This is a genomic window from Marinobacter sp. Hex_13, from assembly GCF_001566815.1.
GTDB lineage: Bacteria > Pseudomonadota > Gammaproteobacteria > Pseudomonadales > Oleiphilaceae > Marinobacter > Marinobacter salarius.
Map to the genome: position 1 here is coordinate 21,348 of NZ_LSMM01000040.1, position 23,528 is coordinate 44,875.

22 protein-coding genes are annotated in these 23,528 nt (G+C 57.2%); 17 read left to right on the forward strand and 5 right to left on the reverse strand.

Annotation, left to right across the window (positions count from 1 at the left end):
- Positions 1-115 precede the first annotated feature (115 nt).
- From AXW11_RS10720 to AXW11_RS10730, 3 genes are all read left to right on the forward strand, one after another.
- The gene (locus AXW11_RS10720; protein ID WP_075194675.1) at positions 116-1,321 is read left to right on the forward strand and encodes a Bcr/CflA family multidrug efflux MFS transporter; all 1,206 of its coding nucleotides are present in this window, start codon (positions 116-118) and stop codon (positions 1,319-1,321) included.
- A gap of 102 nt (positions 1,322-1,423) precedes the next feature.
- Positions 1,424-1,921, forward strand: a complete 498-nt coding sequence (tpx, locus tag AXW11_RS10725) for a thiol peroxidase (protein WP_036211458.1) — start codon at positions 1,424-1,426, stop codon at positions 1,919-1,921.
- A 267-nt stretch (positions 1,922-2,188) separates the two neighbouring features.
- The gene (locus AXW11_RS10730; RefSeq protein ID WP_051947109.1) at positions 2,189-3,463 is read left to right on the forward strand and encodes an MATE family efflux transporter; all 1,275 of its coding nucleotides are present in this window, start codon (positions 2,189-2,191) and stop codon (positions 3,461-3,463) included.
- Between the two features lie 3 nt (positions 3,464-3,466).
- On the opposite strand, the gene AXW11_RS10735 is transcribed toward AXW11_RS10730, so the two are convergent.
- Positions 3,467-3,895, reverse strand: a complete 429-nt coding sequence (locus tag AXW11_RS10735; RefSeq protein ID WP_036211464.1) for a thioesterase family protein — start codon at positions 3,893-3,895, stop codon at positions 3,467-3,469.
- Between the two features lie 288 nt (positions 3,896-4,183).
- On the opposite strand from AXW11_RS10735, the gene AXW11_RS10740 reads away from it, so the two are divergent.
- Positions 4,184-5,821 (forward strand): MBL fold metallo-hydrolase, encoded by a 1,638-nt coding sequence (locus AXW11_RS10740; protein WP_091643100.1) that lies wholly within the window; start codon positions 4,184-4,186, stop codon positions 5,819-5,821.
- A gap of 42 nt (positions 5,822-5,863) precedes the next feature.
- Here the strand turns inward: AXW11_RS10740 and AXW11_RS10745 are convergent, their stop codons facing one another.
- The gene (locus AXW11_RS10745; protein ID WP_007155136.1) at positions 5,864-6,022 is read right to left on the reverse strand and encodes a YqaE/Pmp3 family membrane protein; all 159 of its coding nucleotides are present in this window, start codon (positions 6,020-6,022) and stop codon (positions 5,864-5,866) included.
- 221 nt (positions 6,023-6,243) lie between these two features.
- Between AXW11_RS10745 and AXW11_RS10750 the strand changes: the two genes are divergently transcribed.
- Positions 6,244-7,707 (forward strand): succinylglutamate desuccinylase/aspartoacylase domain-containing protein, encoded by a 1,464-nt coding sequence (locus AXW11_RS10750; protein ID WP_091643097.1) that lies wholly within the window; start codon positions 6,244-6,246, stop codon positions 7,705-7,707.
- A 68-nt stretch (positions 7,708-7,775) separates the two neighbouring features.
- Here AXW11_RS10750 and AXW11_RS10755 read toward each other — a convergent pair whose 3' ends face one another.
- Positions 7,776-8,378, reverse strand: coding sequence for a PEP-CTERM sorting domain-containing protein (locus tag AXW11_RS10755; RefSeq protein WP_177190635.1), 603 nt, complete (start codon positions 8,376-8,378; stop codon positions 7,776-7,778).
- A 293-nt stretch (positions 8,379-8,671) separates the two neighbouring features.
- Here AXW11_RS10755 and AXW11_RS10760 point away from each other — a divergent pair, with 293 nt between their 5' ends.
- Both AXW11_RS10760 and AXW11_RS10765 read left to right on the forward strand, forming a co-directional pair.
- Positions 8,672-9,595, forward strand: a complete 924-nt coding sequence (locus tag AXW11_RS10760; RefSeq protein WP_036211473.1) for a DMT family transporter — start codon at positions 8,672-8,674, stop codon at positions 9,593-9,595.
- Between the two features lie 47 nt (positions 9,596-9,642).
- Positions 9,643-10,182 carry a carbohydrate-binding protein gene (locus tag AXW11_RS10765; protein WP_228209977.1) on the forward strand — a complete coding sequence of 180 codons (540 nt, stop codon included), beginning with the start codon at positions 9,643-9,645 and terminating at the stop codon, positions 10,180-10,182.
- 5 nt (positions 10,183-10,187) lie between these two features.
- On the opposite strand, the gene AXW11_RS10770 is transcribed toward AXW11_RS10765, so the two are convergent.
- Positions 10,188-11,360, reverse strand: coding sequence for a MalY/PatB family protein (locus AXW11_RS10770; RefSeq protein WP_091643090.1), 1,173 nt, complete (start codon positions 11,358-11,360; stop codon positions 10,188-10,190).
- A gap of 205 nt (positions 11,361-11,565) precedes the next feature.
- Between AXW11_RS10770 and AXW11_RS10775 the strand changes: the two genes are divergently transcribed.
- The 7 genes from AXW11_RS10775 to AXW11_RS10805 all read left to right on the forward strand — a co-directional run bounded on the left by AXW11_RS10775 (position 11,566) and on the right by AXW11_RS10805 (position 19,930).
- Positions 11,566-12,453 carry an AEC family transporter gene (locus tag AXW11_RS10775; protein ID WP_036211478.1) on the forward strand — a complete coding sequence of 296 codons (888 nt, stop codon included), beginning with the start codon at positions 11,566-11,568 and terminating at the stop codon, positions 12,451-12,453.
- Between the two features lie 139 nt (positions 12,454-12,592).
- Positions 12,593-15,100 (forward strand): acyl-CoA dehydrogenase, encoded by a 2,508-nt coding sequence (locus AXW11_RS10780; RefSeq protein WP_091643087.1) that lies wholly within the window; start codon positions 12,593-12,595, stop codon positions 15,098-15,100.
- Between the two features lie 216 nt (positions 15,101-15,316).
- Positions 15,317-16,105, forward strand: a complete 789-nt coding sequence (locus tag AXW11_RS10785) for an ABC transporter ATP-binding protein (RefSeq protein ID WP_091643085.1) — start codon at positions 15,317-15,319, stop codon at positions 16,103-16,105.
- On the forward strand, positions 16,095-16,814 hold the full coding sequence (locus tag AXW11_RS10790; protein WP_041332967.1) for an ABC transporter ATP-binding protein: 720 nt from the start codon (positions 16,095-16,097) through the stop codon (positions 16,812-16,814). The genes AXW11_RS10785 and AXW11_RS10790 overlap by 11 nt, the downstream gene beginning before the upstream one ends.
- Positions 16,815-16,845: 31 nt before the next feature.
- Positions 16,846-18,063: an ABC transporter substrate-binding protein gene (locus tag AXW11_RS10795; RefSeq protein ID WP_091643082.1), complete on the forward strand. Its 1,218-nt coding sequence runs from the start codon at positions 16,846-16,848 to the stop codon at positions 18,061-18,063.
- 45 nt (positions 18,064-18,108) lie between these two features.
- On the forward strand, positions 18,109-18,999 hold the full coding sequence (locus tag AXW11_RS10800; RefSeq protein WP_036211490.1) for a branched-chain amino acid ABC transporter permease: 891 nt from the start codon (positions 18,109-18,111) through the stop codon (positions 18,997-18,999).
- A 4-nt stretch (positions 19,000-19,003) separates the two neighbouring features.
- The gene (locus AXW11_RS10805; RefSeq protein ID WP_007155124.1) at positions 19,004-19,930 is read left to right on the forward strand and encodes a branched-chain amino acid ABC transporter permease; all 927 of its coding nucleotides are present in this window, start codon (positions 19,004-19,006) and stop codon (positions 19,928-19,930) included.
- Positions 19,931-19,944: 14 nt separating this feature from the next.
- Here AXW11_RS10805 and AXW11_RS10810 read toward each other — a convergent pair whose 3' ends face one another.
- The gene (locus AXW11_RS10810) at positions 19,945-20,892 is read right to left on the reverse strand and encodes a LysR family transcriptional regulator (protein WP_091643080.1); all 948 of its coding nucleotides are present in this window, start codon (positions 20,890-20,892) and stop codon (positions 19,945-19,947) included.
- Positions 20,893-21,129: 237 nt separating this feature from the next.
- Between AXW11_RS10810 and AXW11_RS10815 the strand changes: the two genes are divergently transcribed.
- The 3 genes from AXW11_RS10815 (at position 21,130) to AXW11_RS10825 (ending at position 23,471) form a co-directional block, all read left to right on the forward strand.
- A complete protein-coding gene (locus AXW11_RS10815) occupies positions 21,130-22,011 on the forward strand; it encodes a DMT family transporter (protein WP_091643078.1) in 882 nt (293 codons plus the stop codon).
- Between the two features lie 389 nt (positions 22,012-22,400).
- A complete protein-coding gene (locus AXW11_RS10820) occupies positions 22,401-22,541 on the forward strand; it encodes a hypothetical protein (RefSeq protein ID WP_177190634.1) in 141 nt (46 codons plus the stop codon).
- Between the two features lie 48 nt (positions 22,542-22,589).
- A complete protein-coding gene (locus AXW11_RS10825) occupies positions 22,590-23,471 on the forward strand; it encodes a hypothetical protein (protein ID WP_091643075.1) in 882 nt (293 codons plus the stop codon).
- Positions 23,472-23,528: the final 57 nt, after the last annotated feature.

The window sequence follows — 23,528 nt, forward strand, 5'->3', positions numbered from 1 at the left end:
TGAAACCGTGCGGAGCCATGGATGGCGGAGCCGAGCGTACAGGGATGTATTTACAGCGTGTTTCAGAAGGCCGGCTCTCACCCAGTGCCGTACTCCAAAGATTCCGGGATCAGTAATGCTCGCACTCACCAGTGTATGGACAACGATACTATTGGCAGCCGCTGTCGCCCTCGGGCCGCTGGCGATTGATATGTACCTGCCTGCCTTGCCCGCTATGGGAGAGGCGCTCTCGGCCAATACAGGTCAAGTACAGCTTACGCTGAGTATCTACATGGTCGGGTTCGCCCTAGCGCAGTTGGTCTGCGGCCCGCTGGCGGACCGGTTCGGGCGTAAGCCCATCATGATTGGCGGATTCCTGCTGTTTGCGATCGCCAGCGTTGTTTGTGCTCTTGCGACCAATATTGAAACACTGATCCTGTGCCGCTTCCTGCAAGCGCTTGGCGGCTCGGCCGGCCCAGTGCTGGGCCGGGCAGCCGTACGGGATATCTATTCCCCACGGGACGCCGCAAAAATCATGGCTATTCTGGCCAGCATCATGGCCCTGGCACCCGCTGTTGCACCAACTCTCGGCGGTTTTATGGTGGTCAGCTTGGGCTGGTCGTCAATTTTTCTGGCACTGGGTGGCTACGCGCTCATCATGGCTGTGGTGGTTGCAGTGGGTATTCCCGAGCCGATGCGCCCGGAAAACCGGCAATCCCTTCGCGTTAGCAGCCTATGGAAGAACTACCGGGCAATTGCCTCGGACATCAGCTTCCTGGGCTACACCCTGACCAACTCCCTGACCTTCGCCGGCCTGTTTGCGTTCCTGTCAGGCTCGTCGTTCGTGCTGATTGATTTCCTGGGCGTGGAACCCCAGCACTTCGGTCTGTTCTTCGCCTGTATCGTGGCCGGTTATATTGGCGGCAACCTCACGGCCATCCGCCTGGGCCGCTCGTTTGCGCCAGATCAGATACTGGTGCGAGGCCTGACGATATCGGTTATCGGTGGCGGCTTCATGGCCGCACTGGCAGCCTCGCAGGTTTACAACGTATGGGCAGTGGTGCTGCCACAAGCGTTGTTTATGGTCGGTGTGGGCATGGTCCTGCCTCAGACCATGGCCGGGGCCCTGGCTAATTTTCCCCAAATGGCCGGTTCGGCCTCCGCACTGTTCGGCTTCACCCAGATGGTGGTTGCAGCCATTGTGGGTGCTCTCGTGGGGCACTTCCACGACGGCACGTCACTGGTGATGGCAGGCATCATCGCTGCCTGTGCCATTGCGGCCCTCTGCAGCTACCTGCTAATGGTCCAGCGCCATCCTGCTCCCGGATTTGAGCCCGCCTGAAACCAACTTAACTCGACTCCCGGATGAAAAAACATCCAAAATGGGCTACACAGAGTAAGCTGTTAAACACAAATCCATTAGACCAGTATCAGGGAGTTCCAAATGAGCAACGTCACACTCGGCGGCAATCCAATCACCGTGAGCGGCACCCTTCCGCAAACCGGCGACACCGCCCCCAACTTCACCCTAACCACTCAGGGCCTGGAAGACGTCACCCTCGACAACTGGGCTGGTAAGCGCAAAGTTCTGAATATTGTCCCCAGCGTAGACACCCCGACCTGCGCCACCTCCACCCGTAAGTTCAATGAAAAAGCCAGCAGCCTGGACAACACGGTGGTGCTGGTCATTTCTGCCGACCTGCCCTTCGCCGCCGGTCGATTCTGTGGTGCCGAAGGCCTGGAAAATGTCACTACCCTTTCCAGCTTCCGAAACTACAGCTTCCAGGAAGATTACGGTGTTGCCATCCAGGACGGCCCACTTGCTGGCCTGACCTCCCGCGCGGTGGTGGTTCTGGACGAGAACAACAGGGTTCTGCACAGTGAGCTGGTTGGTGAGATCAAGGAAGAACCGAATTACGAAGCCGCTCTTTCGGCGCTTTGATTCCCAGCACTCCGACTTACTGAAAGCGACTCCGTAATCGATGTGCGAAGGCCGGGGCGCCTTCCCCAGACCGTGCATTGCCAGGGATGGCAATGCCGAGCCCCCATGGATGGGTTCACGGCGTGTCTGGGGAAGGCGCCCCGGCCTTTGCACCCACTCACAAACCGATAGCTGCTAGAATCGCCCACCGAGCAAACACCTGGAACAGAAGCCACCAACGTGACGAACGCCACCCCACAAGCCAGCCTGCCGCGCCAGTTGTTCACCATGACCTGGCCCATGCTCTTCGGCGTACTGTCACTGATGACCTTCCAACTCGTCGACAGCGCCTTTATTGGCCAACTCGGCCGCGACCCACTGGCCGCACTGGGCTTCACACTGCCCATGCAGCAGCTCATCATCGGCCTGCAGGTGGGCCTTGGCATCGCCACCACCGCCATCATCTCCAGAACGCTAGGCGCCGGCGACCAACTCCGTGCTGAACGCCTGGGCGGTCTCGTCGTCACCGTGGGCGCCACTCTGGTGATTATCCTGTGTATCGCCCTCTGGCTGCTGCAAACCCAAATCATGGCTGGCCTGGGTGCCGAACAGAGCCTACTGCCGCTGATCCGCAGCTACTGGATACCCTGGCTGCTCTCCGCCTGGACCGGCGCCATGCTCTACTTTGGCTACAGCGTGTGCCGCTCCCACGGCGACACCAAACTCCCTGGCTATATGATGGTCGCCACCAGCGTGGCAAACATCGCCCTGGACCCGTTGTACATCTTCGTTTTCGGGTGGGGCCTGCAAGGCGCTGCCCTGGCAACCGTGACCGCCTTCGGTATCGGTTGCCTGTTTATCTACCCCAAACTGCTGCGCTCTGGCTGGATACGCTTCGACCTTTCCCAGCTGGCCCTCGGCAAGGCACTGAAACAACTGAATGGCATCATGGCGCCGGCCATGGTCAGCCAGCTGATGCCGCCAGCCTCGGCCATGTTCGCGACCGCCATGGTGGCTGGCTTTGGCTCCGCCGCCGTCGCGGCCTGGGGCCTGGGCACTCGCCTCGAGTTCTTCTCCATTGTAGTGGTGCTGGCACTGACCATGTCGATGCCGCCCATGATTGGCCGCATGCTTGGGGCCGGTGAGCTTGCGCGGATTCGCGTTCTCGTGCGATTGGCGGTTCGTTTTGTGGTGGTGTGGCAACTGGCCATTGGGTTGATCTGGCTTTTAGCGTCAGGAGTGGTCTCAGAGCTGTTTACCAGCGATCGCGCCGTCAGCGATGTGTTGGGCAGTTATCTGGTTCGGGTGCCGCTGAGCTATACCGGCCTGGGCATCTGCATGCTGATGGTGTCGGTGTGCAATGCGCTGGGGCTTGCCATGCGGGCGCTGCTGGTGTCGGTCCTGCGGTTATTCCTCTGCTTTCTGCCACTGCTTTGGCTCGGCTCACAGCTCGGCGGTATCAACGGCCTGATGAGCGGTGCGCTGGTTGGCAATCTGATGGCAGGTGTCATGGCCTACCTGTTCTACCGGCAAGGCATCCGAAAGCTGGCACTCCAGGACTAAATACTAATCGCCGAAGCGTGCGCGGAAACTCTCTGGCATCGGCACAACCGATTTGCGCTGGTAATTGAAGAACACGAAACCGTACTTGGCCAGGGCCACGGGTTGACCGCTCTCCGCCTTGGTTACGCGGAATACGAAATCCCCGCCGTATTTGTTGAAGTCCATCAGCCCCACTTCAAAGCGGAGCATCTCCGGAAAGAACGATTCCGATTGGTACATCGTTGCCAGGTCGGTCACGATAATACCCACGCCGTTTTTGTCGGCTTCCTCGACACCATAGTTCACCAGGAATTGTGCCCTGGCTTCAGACAGCATGGAGATTAACGCATCGTTTCCCAGATGGTTGGCTCCATTGATATCGGTGATCCGAACCGGCATCTTGGTTTCAAAATAAAAGGCGTTATCCGGAAAAGAGAGCTTGATGCGAGCCAAGTCGGCGTTCCTGTGTGGGGGGATTTTCTGTAAACCCAATGATACTTGGTTGTAACCATGCCGACACCCCGAGACAGCAGACCGCACATTGGTTATCTTGGGAGTTATTTTCGGCGCGTCTGGCTTTAGAGTCGCAGGGATAGGGATGGCCTTTTCAAAACACGCTCAAGCACATCCATGTGACGCTTGGGCTCCGCCATCCATGGCTCCGCACAGTTTTGAAAAGGCCATCCCGATCCCCGCTCAGGAATCTGGCGCGCACCACTATGTGAAAACAACGGACACTCCATGGATATTCGCCCTGCTGCTACGCTGGTTTTGACCAAAGACACCGACGAAGGTCCGAAAATACTGTTGCTGCAACGAACCTGGGACGCGGTATTCATGCCGGGCTATTTTGTCTTTCCCGGTGGTTCTGTCGACGATCAGGAAAACAATGGGCGGGCCCACGCAATCGGGCGGGCTGACACTGAAATCAGCCAGACAATGGCTATGGATGAAGGTGGCGCCGACTACATGCTTGCGGCTGTCCGGGAGTGTTTTGAGGAAGCCGGCATTCTGTTAGCCGTTGATGAAAAAGGGGCTGCGCTGACTCAGGACCATCCCATTCACAGCGACCGCGAAGCTCTGTTTAAAGGTGAGTTAACCCTGGCGGAACTGTGCCATCGCTATAACCTCACCATTCCCCTGGACCGTCTGGGCTACCTCGGGCACTGGGTGACACCGCCGGGACCTCCCCGGCGCTTTGATACCCGCTTCTTCATTGCAGTGGCACCGGAAGGGCAACGGGCAAGTCATGACGGCAATGAAACCATTGACCACGTATGGCTGAGCCCGGCGGAAGCCCTGGAAGATCATCGCAGTGGCCGCCGCCTGCTAGGGTTACCAACCATTGGGACGCTGCGGATACTGGCGGAGTTCGGCACCACGGAAGCCCTCATGCGCTATGTCCACGCTAATCCGCCGGAACCCTATCCCAACAAGCCTTGGCCGGTGGTCAAGAAAGACAGGACCACGATGCTGGAGCCGGGGGCACCCGCCTATGATGAAGCGGTCAAGCTGGACCCGGAGGGTGCAGGCTCTACACACGCGGACATTGTTCCCGGGAAACCGGTGGAGGTGGCGGCCGGTGTGATTCGCCTGACAGCGCCAAACCCGGGAATGATGACCGGCCCCGGCACCAACACCTATGTGCTTGGCCACAAACGGTTTACGGTACTGGACCCCGGCCCGGACGACGCAACGCATATTGAGCGCATTCTGGAACTCACTGGTGGAGCGATTGATCAAGTGGTGGTCACTCATACCCACCAGGACCACTCGCCGGCAACAGTGGCACTGAAGGCAAGAACCGGCTGTCGCGTTTACGGCCAGCCGGCTCCCGAAGGCCCGGCCCAGGACCAGACGTTTTCGCCGGATGTAGAGCCGGTGAATGGTGACCTGATCGTCACCGAGGCTGGCACCCTGAAAGCCCTTTACACCCCGGGGCATGCCTCCAACCATCTTTGCTATCTGCTCCTGGAACAAGAGCTGCTGTTTTCCGGAGACCACATCATGCAGGGCTCCACCGTGGTCATTAATCCGCCAGACGGTGACATGAAGGCCTACCTGGAGTCGCTGTACGACCTGCTGGCCGAGTCCGTGCGTTACATAGCGCCTGCCCACGGTTTCCTGATGGCACGCCCCGAATCGGTGATCGATTATCTCATCACGCATCGTCTGGCACGGGAGCACAAGGTTGTCAGGGTGCTGAAAAGCCTCGCCCCGGCCAGCCTGAAAGATCTGACCGCAAAGGCCTATGACGATGTTCCAGCGGCGATCCATGGCGTCGCCGCCCGCTCCGCGCTGGCGCACCTGCTAAAACTGGAGGCAGATGGCCGGGCTGCGCGAGAAGGCGACATCTGGCGCACCACTCCCGACATTTGAAGCCCGCCCCTCACAGACACTTGGTTCCTGCTCAGGGGCGGCCTATTTTTTCGCGATGATCCAGACGGCGTGCACGATACCGGGAATGTAACCGAGAATCGTCAACAGGATGTTGATCCAGAAGTGCTTGCCAATCCCCACCTGTAAAAAGACGCCCAACGGCGGTAACAAAATCGCAACCAGAACTCGCAAAAGATCCATACAGTTTATCCTCCATCGAACGTATAACGGATACAGAACTGCAATCCGCATCCTGTAACCTCTTTGAATAGGTCATTTTGCGGAATTACACAATGAGTTCATGAAAGTGGCATTAAACCTTTGTCACAGCCGTATTCATGAAACAATGGGGTCTCTATCCTTGTACCGTTTTCACAGATCGGACAACGAGCCTCAAACTGGCTGAAGACTCGAGAGGAATTATGCTGTATCGCTGGCTGACACATCTGTTTCGCGCTGGCCTGATGTTTACCCTGACTGGCAGCCTGGTCGCAATCCCTGCCGTCTACGCAAACAAGTCCGATGACTCCGATAACACGGAGATGCTCGTCGCGGAGCTTGCCGAGGACGAGAGTGTTGAGGATGTCGAGCATTCGGAACCCTTGCGCTCGTCTGAACCGAAAAAGAATAGCGGTAAAGCAGACACCACTCAGAAATCCGATGAGGAGCTCGCCTCACAGGATAAAACACCAGATTCCATGGCAGAACCGGCCGTGGAAGAAGTGGCCCCCAATGTTGATTTAAAGGAGGTGGCGCCGCCTCCAAAGCCCGCTGAACCAGCGGAGTCGAAGACTTCGGAGCCCGAACCTTCGAAGCCCGACGCAACGGCGGATCAGCCCAAACCCACTGCCCAGGGCGCAGACCCCGCAACGGCGACCGATGATAACGGCGTGGAAGAGTCTGCTGAGGTGACGGAACCCGAAAAGGCCACCAGCCTGAAAATGCTCGGTGCCGAGGTTCTGCCCGGAACGTCGACTCGCCTGGCCTGGTCCCCTGCCATCCAGATTGCCGGCCTGTCGCAACCAACACCGGTTCTGGTGGTCAATGGCGCCAAACCCGGCCCTAACCTATGCCTGACCGGTGCCGTTCACGGTGATGAACTCAACGGCATCGAGATCATCCGCCGCACCATGTACGACCTGGAGCCAGACAAGCTCTCCGGCCGGGTGATCGGCATTCCCATCGTCAACCTGCCGGGTTTCCAGCAAGGCAGCCGCTACCTGCCCGACCGCCGTGACCTCAATCGTCACTTCCCCGGCAGCACCGATGGCAGCCTGGCGGACCGGATTGCCCACTCGCTGTTCGAGAACGTAATCCGTCATTGCGACATGTTGGTGGATATCCACACCGGGTCTCTCAAGCGCACCAACCTGCCCCAACTGCGTGCGGACATGAATAACCCGGAAGTGGCGGAACTCACCCGTGGATTTGACCGCATGGCAGTCGTCCACAGTACAGGCACCACCGGCATGCTTCGTCACGCCGCTGTCGAAGCCGGTATCCGGTCCGTCACCATGGAGGCCGGTGAATCACTGCGAATCCAGGAGCACCAGATCAAGGCCGGGGTGAACAGCCTGACCAGTCTGATGGACAAGGAAGGCATGATCTCAAGGATGTTCGTCTGGGGAGACCCCGAACCCGTCTATTACGATTCCGAGTGGATACGGGCCGAACACGGCGGCATTCTGTTCAGCGAAACCAAGCTGGGGGCCAAGGTTTCTGAAGGTGAAATCCTGGGTTATGTTTCGGATCCCATCACCAACGCCCAGCATCCCATCCGCGCCCGCAGCAGCGGCCGAATTATCGGCATGGCGGTGGATCAGGTGGTCATGGCCGGTTTTGCGGCCTATCACGTCGGCACAGAAGCGGAAGTGCCGGGAGAATAAAAAATCGGGTCAGAGCAAGCTCTGACCCGATTTTATCGTTCAACTGTCAGGATACTAAACGCAACCGTTCAGGCTGAACGGCGGCGGGCACGCAGCCCCATACCGAGAAGACCGAGGCTCAGGATGGCCAGAGTTCCAGGCTCTGGTACTTCGCTGGCTTCAGAAATCAGTTCAATCTTCGCCTTAACCTTGGAGCCGTAGCTGCCCAGCCCAAAGATGCCTTCGTTAAAAGTGGTGTCGAGGAGGGACACACGAAGCAGACCATCGCCCAATGCGCCAAACACCAGGTCAAGCGAACCGTTCCAGGACAGCACACCTTCCTGGTAAAGGCCAAAGAGTACGGAATCTCCGGAGGTGTTCCCGTTGACAGAGCCACTCATCAGTTCCGGTGCTGTGAAGTTGAAATCGACGGAAATCGGTTTGGCGACTTTGTCATCGCTGTTGACCGTGCCTTCAGTCGTCCAGATTTTGAACAGATTAAAGGTCGTACTTTCACCGGCATTCAGATCAAAAGAAAACGGGTTGGCTGCATAGTCTGCAGAATCAACAACCAGTCCGGGGTCTGAATCATTCAGGTTGACCTGATAGCTGGCAGAAATCATTGCCGCGCTTGCCATGGCCGGCAGGCACATGGAAATCAGTAGTGCAATGGTGAGTTTAAGATGTCGCATAGCTGCTCCCTGGGTTATCCCACATTTCATTCGTTTTACTGCCCCGCCATACAGGCACCTGCTATACCAACATCTGAATTTCCAATCTAAAACAAGAATCTATATTGAATCCTGCATTTATCCAGCAGCGGGCTTGTAAGAAATCCTGACACCCAATCAGACAGTCACCAGCCGGATACGATCAACCAATATCTCCACTACCACTTTGGTAACAAGGCATTAGCTCGCAGGGCGTAGTATCCTTCGGGCTTCCGAACCAGATCAGAAACCCAAAAACCCTGACAGGAGTCGGTGTGCCCTCAGAAACCCCGAAACCACTATGGCTGGCCTACACCGGCCTGGTCCTGACCCCGTTGTTCTGGGCGGGCAACGCCGTGGTGGCCAAAAGTGTGGTTGGCGAGATTCCTCCCCTGTCCATGTCGTTCTGGCGCTGGGTGATTGCCCTGACGATACTCCTGCCCTTCGGGCTGCCGGGGGTCTGGCGCCAGCGCCGGGTCATCCGCGAACACGCACTGTCGATACTGGCACTCGCCACGTTCAGTGTGGCGGCGTTCAACTCGCTGCTTTATTTTGCCGCGGTGACCACCACGGCCACCAACATCGCGCTGATTAACGCCACCATACCCATCATGGTGGCGTTACTGGCCTGGTTACTGTTGGGAGATCGCACACGCCCCATTCAGGCTCTCGGAATCGGGCTGGCGGTACTGGGCATCCTGGCGGTTGTGGCGCGGGGGGACCTCTCGGTACTGACCGGTTTGCGGGCGCAACCCGGTGATCTGATCATGGTACTGGCGGTATCCAGTTGGGGCTTGTTCTCAGTACTGCTTCGCCGCCAAGCGGTACCATTGCCACCGCTGACCTTTCTGACCGTCCAGATCGCCTGCGGCACTATGGTGATCTTGCCGTTTTTCCTGGTGGACCTACTGTTCTTCTCAGGTGGATTCGAGCTGAACGCATCAACCGCGCTGCCCATGATGTATTTTGCAATCTTCCCCGGTATTCTGGCTTACGCGTTCTGGAATCATGGGGTGCATCGGATTGGTCCTGCAAAAGCGGCCATCTTCATGTACCTCACCCCTGTATTTGCGTCGGTGATGGCGGGCATTTTCCTCGGGGAACGCCTGGGCCTGTTCCATGTTATTGGCGGCCTTCTGATTCTGGCCGGACTGTTCCTGGCCACCCGAACCACCGAACTTCGCCGCAAATACCGTTGAGCACCCAACAACAAATATCGACAAGGCAGGCATTCATGGTCAATGGCATGACAAGGCGCTTCAGATGGGCCGGCGTACTGATACTGGCGGCTTTCAACACCCCAGCGGTCGCTGCCCCCTGCGATCCTGAGGAAAATACCTGGATACCGAGCCGCTATTACCCACCGGGACAGGCGGTCTTTCACCAGGGTGACTGGTACCAGTCCCGCGAACTCCACGAGGGTAAAACACCCGGTGCGGATTTCGAATGGGAAAGACTGGCGTCTGTGCCTGATTGCGGCGTCGGTCGTGATGACAGCAACGTCGCTGAGCGCAAATCGGAAGGTGGGCTGAACCGTCAGCCACAGGCACCGACCGACGCCGGCCAACCGCCTGTAAAAGCCTCCAACGAGCGCCCACAGGCCTGCAAAGAACCCGGGCGATGGAGCTTTGGCGGCAGCTATACCGTGGGCCAGATGGCCATCCATGAAGGGCAGACTTACCGCGCCATCCGCCCCAGCAACGGCCAGATGCCAGGCATGAGCCAGCCGCCTCACTGGCAGCCGGTAGACGATCCCTGCAGTAACGGCGCTGAAAACGCCGACTGATCCGGTTATTTATTCAGCGCCTGCCGGATCTGCTCCAGGGCCGTGTCCAGAACCCGGCGCGGGCAACCAATATTCATACGCATGAACCCGCTGCCGGGCTCACCAAAGGTGATGCCCGGGTTCATGCCAATACCCGCTTCCTGCACAAAGAACCGTTTCAGTTCCGCGTCGCTCATGCCCAGGCCCCGGCAGTCCAGCCACAACAAGTAGGTGCCCTCCGGCTCCGTTACCCGGATGTCAGGCAGGTGTTGGCGGATGTAGTCCATCACCCTGTCACGATTGCCTTGCAGGTAGATCATGAGTTCGTCCAGCCACGGGCCACCCTGGCGATACCCGGCCTCGAAGCCGGCGATACTGAAGGGATTGCACTGGTTCATGTGCATGGTGTCGAACACGTCTTTCAATAACTTCCGATGCTCTGGATTCCTCACCACCAGCGCCGACAAGCCCAGACCGGGCATATTGAAGGATTTACTGGGCGCTACGGTGGTAATCAGGGCCTGTTCCTCATCGGCCAGTTTCGCCAGTACATGATGGGCAGGCTTGTCCGGATAGGTGAGGTCGCAATGAATCTCATCCGACAGCACCACCAGGTTGTGGCGCCTGGCAATGGCCAATACCTCCCTGAGCTCGCTTTCGCCCCACACCCTTCCCACCGGGTTATGGGGCGAGCACAGCAGCAACACTCTGGCATCGCCCCGCGCTGCACAGGCCTCAAGGTGTTCGAGATTCATCTGATAACGGCCATCCACCTGTTCCAGCGGGTTTTCAATCACCGCACGACCGGTTTTCCGAATGGCACTGAAGAAAGGCGGGTAAACCGGAGGCTGTATTATCACCCCTTCACCTTCGCCAGCAAACGCCAGTGCCGCCGCGTGCAGCGAAGGCACCACCCCCGGGGCCATCATTAGCCATTCCCGCTCAATGACCCAGCCATGCCGATGTTCAAACCAGTCAATCACCGACTGGTACAGGCTCTCCGGAAACAGTGTATAACCGTATACCGGGTGCCTTGCCCGTTCTTCCAGAGCCCTGGTCACCGCTTCCGGCGCTGGAAAGTCCATATCCGCCACCCATAGGGGGATAACGTCATCTTTGCCGAATACCGCTTTGCGGGCGTCAAATTTTACGGAACAGGTGTTTTCCCGCTCAACAGGCTGGTCAAAGGTCTCAGGCACAAGTGGCTCTCCGCTAGGATGGTGAGTTAGGCAAGGTTATTCTGTGGCAGTCGTTACAATCCGTGCAAGTTGGGCGCTGCTTCCCCAGCTTATAGAAGGGGTTATCTTTGGTCGCAAGGGCACAGGTTTTACTTGCCTGGAACCCGGTATAATTGCGAACCTAACGAGTTATTTGCTTACCCTGATCGACCCTCGGAGCCCCTGAATGCTTGCCCAGATCCTGTCCACGATGTTGCCGGTCTTTCTGATCGCCGGTTGTGGTGCCCTTTACGGCCGATATCGCACTCCAGACATCAAAGGCTTGAACACCCTCAATATGGAGCTGTTCGTCCCCATGCTGGTGTTCGCGGTTCTGGCTGATCAACAGGCTCCGCTGCAGGATTACACCAGCCTGGCTCTGGCGGCAACGGTGGTCGTTCTGGGTTCCGGCATCGTGCTCTATCCGCTGGCCAGGATTCTGAACCTGAACCTTAAAACCTTCCTGCCGCCGATGATGTTCAACAATTCCGGCAACATGGGCATTCCCGTACTGGTATTTGCGTTCGGCGAGGCAGCCCTGCCCGCGGCCGTTGTCCTATTTGTCGTGGAAATGCTGCTGCACTTTACGGTGGGCATCTACATGCTGGACCCGCACACGTCGATCATCAGACGGCTTCGCATACCCGTTATTGCGGCAAGCATCGCCGGCCTTACCGTCAACTTCGGTGGCGTACCCATGCCACAATGGCTGCTGGAAACCCTGAACATGCTAGGCGGAGTGTGTATCCCGCTCATGCTCTTTACGCTTGGTGTTCGCATGCTGGATGTGGATTTCAGCGACTGGAAACTCGGGGTTCTGGGCGCTATTTCCGCGCCTGCATCCGGGTTGATTCTTGCCTGGCCAATGATAGCGATTCTGGATCTGCCGGGCCTGCAGATAGCTGCTTTGTGGGTCTTCGCCGCCATGCCCTCTGCTGTGTTGAACTACATGCTGGCGGAGCAGTATCAACAGGAACCTCATAAAGTAGCCTCACTGGTGCTTATGAGTAACCTCGGAAGCCTTGTGGTGATGCCGATTGTGCTGGGCCTGGTCTTTACAGCCGGCTATGTATGAACCGCTTCAGATAACGATCAATGTCGGAATCCTCGCCGATGCGTCAAGATCACTAACGCAAGCGCTTGCAACCTCTCTGGCTTTGGCCGAAGGTAAGAACGATTCAGGTTGAATTTCTTCTCGATATGGAGATCCGCCCATGAGTGTTCTGCTTCTACTGATCAGTGCGCTGGTACTGATCTACCTTGGCATCGGCGGCACCACTGCCGCCACCGTGCTTGTGATTGCAACGGTCGTCGGGCTGTTTCAGGATGGCTGGCACATCCTCAGTATACTGTTTGGTGGCGGGCTGCTTGCCCTCAGCCTGGTGCTGGTGATCCCAGGTGACCTGCGGCGCGAGAAGTTCAGCACTCCGCTGCTGAACTGGGTGCGCGGTCGGCTCCCGAAGCTCTCGGATACCGAGGCCGAGGCCCTGCGCTCAGGCACCGTAGACTGGGATGGCGAGCTTTTCTCCGGGCAACCCAAGTGGTCGAAACTGCTCGATGCCAAACCGGCCCACCTCTCCAGCGAAGAACAGGCGTTCCTCGACGGGCCGGTCGAGAAGCTTTGCGGCATGCTGGATGACTGGAAAATCACCCACGAAGAGTACGACCTGCCCAACAAGGTCTGGAAGTTCATTCGCGAGAATGGCTTCTTCGGGTTGATGATTCCCAAGGAACAGGGCGGCAAGGGCTTTTCCCACACCGCCCACTCCGAGATCGTGATGAAGATTTCCACCCGCAGCGTATCCGCCGCTGTGACCGTCATGGTGCCCAACTCGCTTGGCCCGGGCGAGCTGCTTATGGAATACGGCACCGATGCCCAGAAAGAACATTACCTGCCCCGGCTGGCCGGCGGCGAGGAAATCCCCTGCTTTGCACTGACGTCGCCGGTCGCCGGTTCTGACGCCGGAGCTATTCCGGACAAGGGCATCGTCTGTAAGGGCCAGTGGAATGGCGAGGAAGTACTGGGCCTGAAAGTCACCTGGAACAAGCGCTACATCACACTGGCACCGGTGGCGACGCTGATTGGCCTGGCCATCAAGGTCTACGACCCGGACAAACTACTGGGCGACTCCGACGACATCGGCGTTACCTGCGTGATGGTTCCACAGGACCTTGAAGGGGTTCACTCCGGCGCCCGTCACCTGCCAATGAATACCGTGTTCATGAACGGTCCGACCTGGGGCAACGACGTGTTTATCCCCATGGATCAGGTGATTGGCGGCCAGGACATGTTGGGCAAAGGCTGGAAAATGCTGCTGGAATGCCTGTCCATCGGCCGTTCCATCTCCCTGCCCGCACTGGGTACCGGTGCTGGCAAAGTGGCCAGCATGGCCACAGGTTCCTATGCCCTGACCCGGGAACAGTTCGGCCGCTCTATCAGCCAGTTTGAGGGGGTTCAGGAAGCGCTGGAGCCCATCGCCGGCTACACCTACATGATGGATGCCGCCCGATTACTGACATCCGGCATGCTGGACCGGGGTGTACGCCCCTCCGTGCCGTCAGCGGTGCTCAAGTACCGCAATACCGACTTGATGCGCACGGTGATCAACCATGCCATGGACGTGGTTGCCGGCCGCGGTGTTATTACCGGCCCCCGCAACTTCCTGGCCAGGGCGTACCAGGCGGTGCCCATCGGCATCACGGTGGAAGGCGCAAACATCCTGACCCGCAGCCTGATGGTGTTCGGCCAGGGTGCCATCCGTTGTCACCCGTTTATTGTTGAAGAAATCGAAGCAGCGGGCATGGACGATAAAAAGGCGGCGGTCGAGAAGTTCGACGGCATCTTCTACCGCCATATCGCCCACACCACCCGCAACGCGTTACGCTCGTTAGTGCTGGCACTGAGCGGCGGCTTGCTGGAAACCGTGCCCCGCCAGGGTAACATCCAGTCCAGCTATCGCCAGCTTGCCCGGTTCTCGGCCGCGTTTGCCCTGATGACCGACGTCACCCTGCTGACGGTTGGTGGCGGCCTCAAGGCACGTCAGCGCCTGTCCGGGCGGATGGCGGACTGCCTTGTACACCTGTATTACGCCACGGCGGTGATCAAGCAATGGCACGAGGAAGGCTATCCGGAAGACCAGCGGCCGCTGGTGGAATGGTGCCTTCAGACCAGTCTGCGCGACCTCAAGACATCCATGCGCGAGCTGATCATCAACTTCCCGGTTCCGCTGTTGCGCTGGCCGCTGCGGATGCTGGTGTTCCCTCTGGGCGCCACCGGCCTCAACGGCCCGGACGACGCCCTGGGCACGGAGGTGGCCGCCAGCATTGTGAACGATACGCCGCTACGCCAGCGCATCAGCCGTGGCAGTTACATCAATACCGATCCGGACGACCCTTTGGGCCGTGTACTGAACGCGTACCGGCTGGCCAATGAAACCAAGGACATGCGCGATCGCCTGCATGAAGCCCTGCGCAATCGGGATGAAGACGAGCTGGGCGGTATCGACCTGCTGATGGGGCATCAGCGTAAGGAACTGGTGGACTGGGCCTGCGAGCAGGGCGTTGTTCAGAAAGACGAATGCGACAAACTTCTTGAGGCACTGGAAGCACTCTACGATGTCATCCGCGTGGATGCCTTCGAAGCCGACGGGCTGAAAGCCCTGTCCCGGTGTGCCAAGGGTAAGCGCAAAGTGGTCGAACGCCCGCCACGGGACGAAGAATAACCACTGGAATAACCACTAAAGGCACGCCCTGAACGGGGCGTGTCTCCCCCACTGTTCCCCTCTCCCATTCTTGACAGAATCCACATTCGCCAACTATTACTGAATGTCGGTTCAAATAGCTGTATTTGCGACCTTTCAAGAAACCAGCTGTCACAACAACGAATAAAAACACGCGGCATCAGCGCCGCTCACCTGAATTGAAAGGGGTGTCTTTCCGTGGAAGAGCAGGCTGCAGGCGAGCAGACACAACCATCCTCAACCATCCTTGAAACCAGGAACCTGACCAAGGATTTCAAAGGCTTTACCGCCATCAGTGACGTCAGCATCAACGTCAAGACAGGCTCCATACATGCGTTGATAGGCCCGAACGGGGCCGGAAAAACGACGTTTTTCAACCTGTTGACCAAATTCCTCAAGCCCAGCGCCGGGCAGATTATCTACGCTGGCAAAGACATTACCAACGCGCGCCCCGCGGGTATTGCCCAGCAGGGGCTGATTCGCTCTTTTCAGATTTCGGCGGTATTTCCCCACCTGTCTGCCCGCGAAAACGTTCGGGTCGCCCTGCAACGCAAGTTGGGCATTTCCTATCACTTCTGGCGGCCGGTACGAATTCTTGATCAACTGAATGAAGAAGCGCAGGCCACCCTGGAACAGGTCGGCCTGGGGCCCTTTGCCGATACCAAGGCGGTGGAACTCGCCTACGGACAGAAGCGGGCGCTGGAGATTGCCACCACCATTGCACTCAAACCCAGGCTCATGCTGCTTGATGAACCCACCCAGGGCATGAGTTCAGAGGACGTAGGCACGGTCACCGAGCTGATTCGCAAGGTGGTGGATGGCAGAACCATCGTGATGGTTGAGCACAACCTCAATGTGGTGTCCACGCTGGCCGACACCATCACCGTCCTGAACCGCGGGGAGGTGTTGGCTGAAGGCAACTACGACACGGTATCGACCAACCCCGCCGTCATGGAAGCCTACATGGGAACCACCGATGCAGCCTGATCAACGCCCGGAAATGCTCAAAATCGAGAATCTTCACGCCTGGTACGGCGAATCCCACATTCTCCATGGCCTCGATCTGACTCTGCGGGAAGGCGAGGTAATTACCCTGCTTGGCCGCAACGGGTCCGGACGCACGACCACGCTCAAGTCGATTCTGGGGCTGGTCAGCAAACGCACCGGCTCCATCAAGATCCACGGCACCGAAATCATCAACATGCCCACCCACCGCATTGCCCACGTTGGCAAGCTGGGGTATTGCCCCGAGGAGCGGGGGATTTTTGCGTCTCTCAACGTGGACGAGAACCTGGAGCTTCCCCCCGTGGTGGCCGATGGCGGGATGTCCGCGGACGAGATCTACAAAATGTTCCCGAATCTTGAAGAGCGCCGCAAAAGCCAGGGCTCCAAGCTCTCCGGGGGCGAGCAACAGATGCTGGCCATTGCCCGCATCCTTCGTACCGGCGCCAATCTCCTGTTACTGGACGAGATCACCGAAGGGCTTGCGCCGGTTATCCTCAAATCCCTGGATGATGTCATCCGCAAACTGCGTGACCGGGGATTCACCATCATTCTGGTTGAGCAGAACTTCCGCTTTGCCGCTCCGCTGGCCGACCGACACTATGTGATTGAGCACGGACGAGTGGTTGAGCAGATAGAAGCGGCCGATCTCGAGGCCAAGAAAGAGCAGTTGAACAGGCACCTGAGTGTCTGAACCCGAATCTAATAACAAAAGGAATCCCACCATGTTCAAGCACTGGAAATCTGGACTGGCAGGCGCCGTGGCAGCGGCTACCCTGGCAATGCCCCTCACGGCAGCGGCCGAATTGACCGACGGCAAAGTAAAAATCGGCGTCCTCAGTGACATGTCCGGCGTTTACAAGGCCCTCGAAGGGCCGGGCGCGGTGACTGCCGCCAAAATGGCGATCGAGGATTTTGGCGGCTCGGTGATGGGCAAACCCATTGAGATTATTTCAGCGGATCACCAAAACAAGCCGGATATCGGCGCCAGTACCGCCCGGGAGTGGATCGATGCGGAAGAGGTGGACATGATCACCGCCCTCGACAACTCCTCCGTTGCCTTGTCCGTTCAGGGCCTGGCCAACGACAAGAAAATCATCACCATGAACACCGGCGCCGGCACCACCGCACTGACAGAAGAACAGTGCACGCCTTACGGTATTCACTACGTCTACGACACCCACGCGTTGCCGGTTGGTACTGCTACGGCGATGGTCAAGAACGGCGGTGAAAGCTGGTTCTTCATTACCGCCGATTACGCCTTCGGCCACTCTTTGCGGGACAATACCGGCGCCGTGGTGGAAAGTCTCGGTGGCGAGGTGGTCGGTAACGTCAATGCGCCACTGTCCACCAACGATTTCTCCTCCTACCTGCTCCAGGCCCAGTCTTCCGGAGCCGATGTCATTGGCCTGGCCAATGCCGGCCAGGACACGGTGAACGCCATCAAACAGGCCAACCAGTTCCGCATCGTGCAGGGCGGACAGAAACTGGCCGGCATGCTGGTGTTCATCACCGACGTCCACAGCATGGGGCTGGACATTGCCCAGGGCCTGCAGTTCACCACTGCCTTCGTGTGGAACCAGAACGACGAGACCGAAGCCTGGTCCCGCCGCTTCTATGAACGCCACAACGCCATGCCCACCATGGTTCATGCCGGCGTTTACTCGGCGGTCACCAATTACCTGAAAGCAGTCAAAGCCACCGGTTCTGACGACAGCGATACCGTGCGTGCCGAACTGGGCGACATGACCCTTAACGACATGTTCGTGAAAGGGGGCAAGATTCTGCCCAACGGCTCCATGCTCCACGACATGTACCTGGTGGAAGTGAAGAAGCCGGACGAAGCCAGTGAGGAATGGGACCTGCTGCGGGTAGTCTCGAAGATCCCCGCGGATCAGGCCTACATCTCGCTGGAAGACACCAAGTGTTCGCTGGTTAACTAACCACACCGATTAACCACTGCTTCAGGGGAGATAGCCAACGTGTCGATGCAGGTCATACTGGCCCAGGCGCTGCTTGGGCTGAATGTGGGTGTGTTCTACGCCATGTTGAGTCTCGGGCTCGCGGTGATATTCGGGCTGCTGAATATCATCAACTTTGCCCACGGTGCCATGTACATGCTGGGTGCCTTTATCGCACTGATTGGCTACTCTCTGCTGGAGCAGTGGTTCGGTATCAGCCTTCAGATCGGATTCTGGGCGTCACTGCTGGTGGCGCCCGTGATCGTCGGTATTCTGGGGGTGACCATTGAACGCTTCATGCTCAAGCGTCTCTATGACCTTGACCACATCTATGGCCTGCTGCTGACGTTCGGTATCACGCTGATCCTGCAGGGCCTGTTTGCCAACTACTTCAACGTCTCCGGCACACCCTATCCCGGGCAACCGGAGAGCCTCAGTGGCGTGGTAAACCTCGGGTTCATGTACTTCCCCACCTACCGGCTGTTCGCCATCATTTTCTCCCTGGTGGTCTGTTTTGCCACCTGGTACGTCATCGAACACACCAAACTGGGTTCACGGCTGCGCGCCGGTGTCGAGAACCCGGACCTGACCCAGGCGTTTGGCCTGAATGTGCCACTGATGATCACCCTCACCTTCGCCTTCGGGGCCGGCCTAGCCGGCCTGGCAGGTGTACTGGCCGCGCCGATCTATTCGGTCAGCCCGTTAATGGGGGCGGACCTGATCATCGTCGTGTTTGCCGTCGTGGTGATCGGCGGCATGGGCTCGATTATGGGCGCCATTCTGTCCGGGCTTGCGCTGGGCTTGATTGAGGGCCTTACCAAAGTGTTTTACCCGCCAGCGGCCAGCACCGTGATCTTCTTCCTGATGGTGCTGGTGCTGTTGTTCCGCCCTGCGGGCTTATTCGGTAAGGAGAAGTAAGGCCATGATCAACCGCGTTCTGTTTATCATCATGCTGGTCGCCGGCCTTGGCGCGCCCTTCTATGCCTACCCGGTCTTTGTGATGGACCTGCTGTGCTTCGCGCTCTTCGCCTGCGCCTTCAACCTGCTGCTCGGCTACGCTGGTCTGTTGTCGTTCGGGCACGCCGCCTTCTTCGGCGGTGCCGCGTACATTACCGGTTATGTGACCAAAGAGTGGGGATTCGGGCCGATATTCGGCATTCTTGCCGGCACCGGGTTTGCGTTGATTCTCGGCACGATATTCGGCTTCCTCGCCATCCGCCGACAGGGCATCTACTTTGCCATGGTGACTCTGGCGCTGGCGCAGATCATCTACTTTCTGGCGCTTCAGATGCCGTTCACCGGAGGTGAAAACGGTCTCCAGGGCATTCCCCGTGGCGAACTCTTCGGCTTCATCAGCCTCAACAACGAAATCGCCATGTACTACTTTGTGTTTGCGGTATTCATGATTGGTTTCGCCATTATCCACCGAACCATCAACTCCCCCTTTGGCGAGGTCCTCCAGGCCATCCGGGAAAACGAATCCAGAGCACTCTCGCTCGGTTACGACGTCGACCATTTCAAGCTACTGGCGTTTATCATTTCCGCCACACTCGCCGGAACCGCCGGTGCCACAAAAGCCGTGATATTCCAGTTTGCGGCATTAACCAACGCGCACTGGCAAACCTCCGGGGAAGTCATCCTGATGACACTGGTGGGAGGCCTTGGCACCATATTCGGGCCAGTACTGGGTGCGATTACCGTCGGCGCCCTGAGCCATGAACTGTCGGCATTCGGCTCCTGGGTACAGGTGATCCTGGGGACTGTGTTCGTCGTCTGCGTGATGGTATTCCGCCGCGGTATCGTCGGTGAAATACAGCATCGGCTGCTGAAGAAAAAAGCGGATAAATAGGCCGCCGGGGCTTGTTACTCGCCCCGCAAGCCGCCGCGGATAGCCTCATCCACCAGCCAGCGACGCAACACCTGCAGCCCACGCTCCCGCCGACGGCTGGTTTTCCAGGCGAAATAGAACTTGTCGCCCGTCATCACCGAGTGACTGGGCAAACGGACAAAATCGCCGGAATCCAGTCGTGTGCTCAACATGTAATCGTTGGTCAGCGCGATGCCCTGATGAAAACGGGCCGCCTCCAGAGCCAGCAACATGTGGCTGAAGTGCTGTATCCGCGCCGTACCGGGAATTTTCTGATCCACCGCCCGATACCAGGCTTCCCAGTCACCGGCGGCCTTGTCGAAAATGCTGTGGGTGGACAACAGTGGGAAACGACTCACCTCCTCCGACGACAGCTCTGGCTCATCCCTCCCTTCAACCTCCGAATCCCGCCCCAGTTCCCGACGGATGCGCTGCCAGTAATCCTGGCTGCACACCGGAAACAGCCGCTCGGTATACAGCAACTCATAACTGAATGCCGCGGAAGACGGCTTGATAGTGATAAAACAGTCCGCCACCCGGTCGGACAGCACCGGGTTCTCACTGCTCATCTCCAGGGAAAGATCCAGTTGCGGATACTCCCGCTGCAAATCCGGCAACCGCGGCACCAGCCAGCGCACCGCAAATGAACTGAACACCGACAACCGTAACCGCGACTCCTCATGGCCCAGCAACTGCTCACTCACCCGTTCAATCTGCAACAATGCCGACCCCACGCCATCCAGATACTGCCGGCCTTCGTCGGTCAACGTCAGAGTGCGGCCACTGCGCCAGAACAGTTTCTCACCGAGATAGCTTTCCAACTGCTTGATCTGGTGACTGACCGCACTTTGACTGACCGCCAGCTCCTCCGCCGCCAGCGAAAAGCTGTTCAGCCGGGCAACGGCTTCGAAGACGGGTAGAGCTTTGAGAGGTGGAAGCTTCATTATCTAAATTTCTAATGATAAGTGATTAAAGATCATTTTATCGGATAGTAATACACCACTAGACTCACCATCACAAGATTCAGGGAGCCCTGCACACCACCCTTTCCAAAACTGTACGGAGCCATGGATGGCGGAGTCCAAGCGTCACATGAATGTGCCGAAGGAGCGTGTTTTGGAAAGGGTGGTGTGCAGGGCGACAACTCCGATGTCGGAGCACAACCAAGAGGAGCCGAAATCATGTCAGGCAAAACCGTAAACAGTGCAATCCTTCTGCTGGTGATCGGCAACGCCATGGCATTGATCAGCGATGTGTTCATCAAACTGCTGGAACCCGGCGCCCCCGTATTCCAGTTTGCCTTCCTGCGCTGCGTCATCACCCTGTTGCTGCTACTGCCCCTGGCCGGCCAACTCAACCGGAAACACCTGTTTTCCGGTATCAAGGTCCACGCCGTGCGGGCCCACATACACCTGGCTGGCATCCTGTGCATGGTTGTTGCCCTCGGCAATCTGCCGCTGGCCACCGCCAACGCCGTGTTCTACGCAGCTCCCATCCTGGTCATGGTGCTGTCCGTCATGCTGTTCCGGGAAAAGCTGACCCCGCTGAGCGTCTTTGCCGTCTTCAGCGGATTTGGCGGCATCGTCGTTATCCTGCGGCCAGTAGAATTCAACTGGGCGGCCATCGCCGCACTGGCCTCCGCCTTTGCACTGGCCATCAACGCCGTCATGGTTCGTAAACTGCCGAAGCAGCAGTCCACCGTTCACAAGCTGTTCCTGAATTACGCGCTGATCATCCCGGCCGCCGGCGCACTGGCCTTATGGGAAGGCGCCGCCTGGGACAGCTCCATACTTATCAGTGCACTGGGATCTGCCCTGTTTATTCTGGGCTACAACATCACCGTGTTGCTGGCCTACCAGCAGGTGGATGCCAACCAGGTGACCAGCGCCGAATACACCGGCCTAATCTGGGCGGTGCTAATTGGATGGATAGGTTTCAATGAAATGCCCGACCTTTGGTTCGCCGCGGGCAGTGCCATGATTGTGGTGCCACTTATCATGGTGGGGTTGCGTTCGCGTCATCGGAGTCGCCGGGTATTGCAGCCTCAGCCGGTGAATAGTTGACGCGTTCAGTCCATAGAGATACCAAGGAGTAACCTGCGCCCATCTGATGGACCTAATCCTGCGGTTACTCCTCAGCTTCGTAGGTCACACGAAACTGAATGCGGTGTTCCAAAGTTTGATTGGCCGAGATACGGAACTGAAGCTGCGGTCGCAAAGCGAACATTGAGCTCCTCCTGAGCGAGATTCTACCTTTCTTTGCTCAATTTAAGCTTCCTTGAATCGGCTCGCGATTGAGCTATTGTTAATTTCGAGAGAACAGGAAAGGAAAGATAGGAAGCAAAATTTTCGAAATCTTTCGGAATTATCAATTGCGTCATTAAGCGGCGCGTAATTCAATCCAAGAATGAGATCGATAGATATATATTTCTAGCGAAATGGAGGCTTTCGTCATGGCAAAAAGTGAAAAAGAAAAGCAGCGTATTGAAAAAAGGATAAAAAATAGCGAGTTAAAAGCACTTCTAGAAAAAGTCGATCCCGAATATGTACAGAAGACCGTCATAAGAAAAAGCTCTTCACACGCCAAAGCATAGGTCATTGGGTTATTTTTAATTTATCAAGGACGAAAAAGGAAAATCAGTATGCCTGCGCTTTTCGGAAAGAATTTAGATGAAGATGCCGCTTTCGTTTCGAAACTTTGGAGCGAGCTCAATAAGAAAACAGTTGCGAACGTAGGGCCTGCCCAAAACCCGAGCGAAGATCATTTCAAGCCTTGGGACTGCCTTAAAATCTGCTCGCTCTGTGACAGTAATTCCTTTGACATTGAAGAAATGGAGTATAGAAAAGGCGACTTGATTACAGACCCATACCAGCTTAATTCGATACAGCACCTTTTGCTGAATGAGGGCTCGCTGATTACCGAAAACATGCCTATAGATCAGAGCGAATGGCCGGTCATGGTCGACATAAAGCATCGTCGGCAAGATGCTATATCGTCATTTCAAGAGGGTAGGGCGCTGCTAAGCACTTCTCCTTTCTTAGATGAGCTTTACTCGAATTTAATTGAATTCGTTGTTCCCTTAGATCGCGATAAGCCTTCAGGATATGATAGTAGCCTAGCACGAGGTGTCATTTTTAGGACTTTTCCAGAAGGTCGCACGGGACTACTCGCAGGATTTCAGCTTGCCCATGGCTTGGGGCACCAGGTCGGTATGAGCTTGTTCAGTATTGACTCAATATTTGATTCGGATCCAGAGAAAGAGATTTTTTATGAGGTGCGCCATGACATTAGAACCGCCGAACATGCTTTCGTGTCTGCTACCGCACTTGCCTTTATGACTATATTTTCGCGATCAATTTATGGCGATCGAGCAAGGCCATTCATATCAGATGACCACGTATCGGGATATGCAGAGCATTTGCCCGATGCGTTATCGGCAGCCGTCCGATCTCTTCGTAACGGTTGTGTATTGACGCAGTTCGGCGAAAAAACAGTGAATGGAATGGCTTCACTTATATATTAGGAGGCTGAGTTGTCACCATGATAATCGGTAAAGACTCATCTTCAACTCTCTCTACTT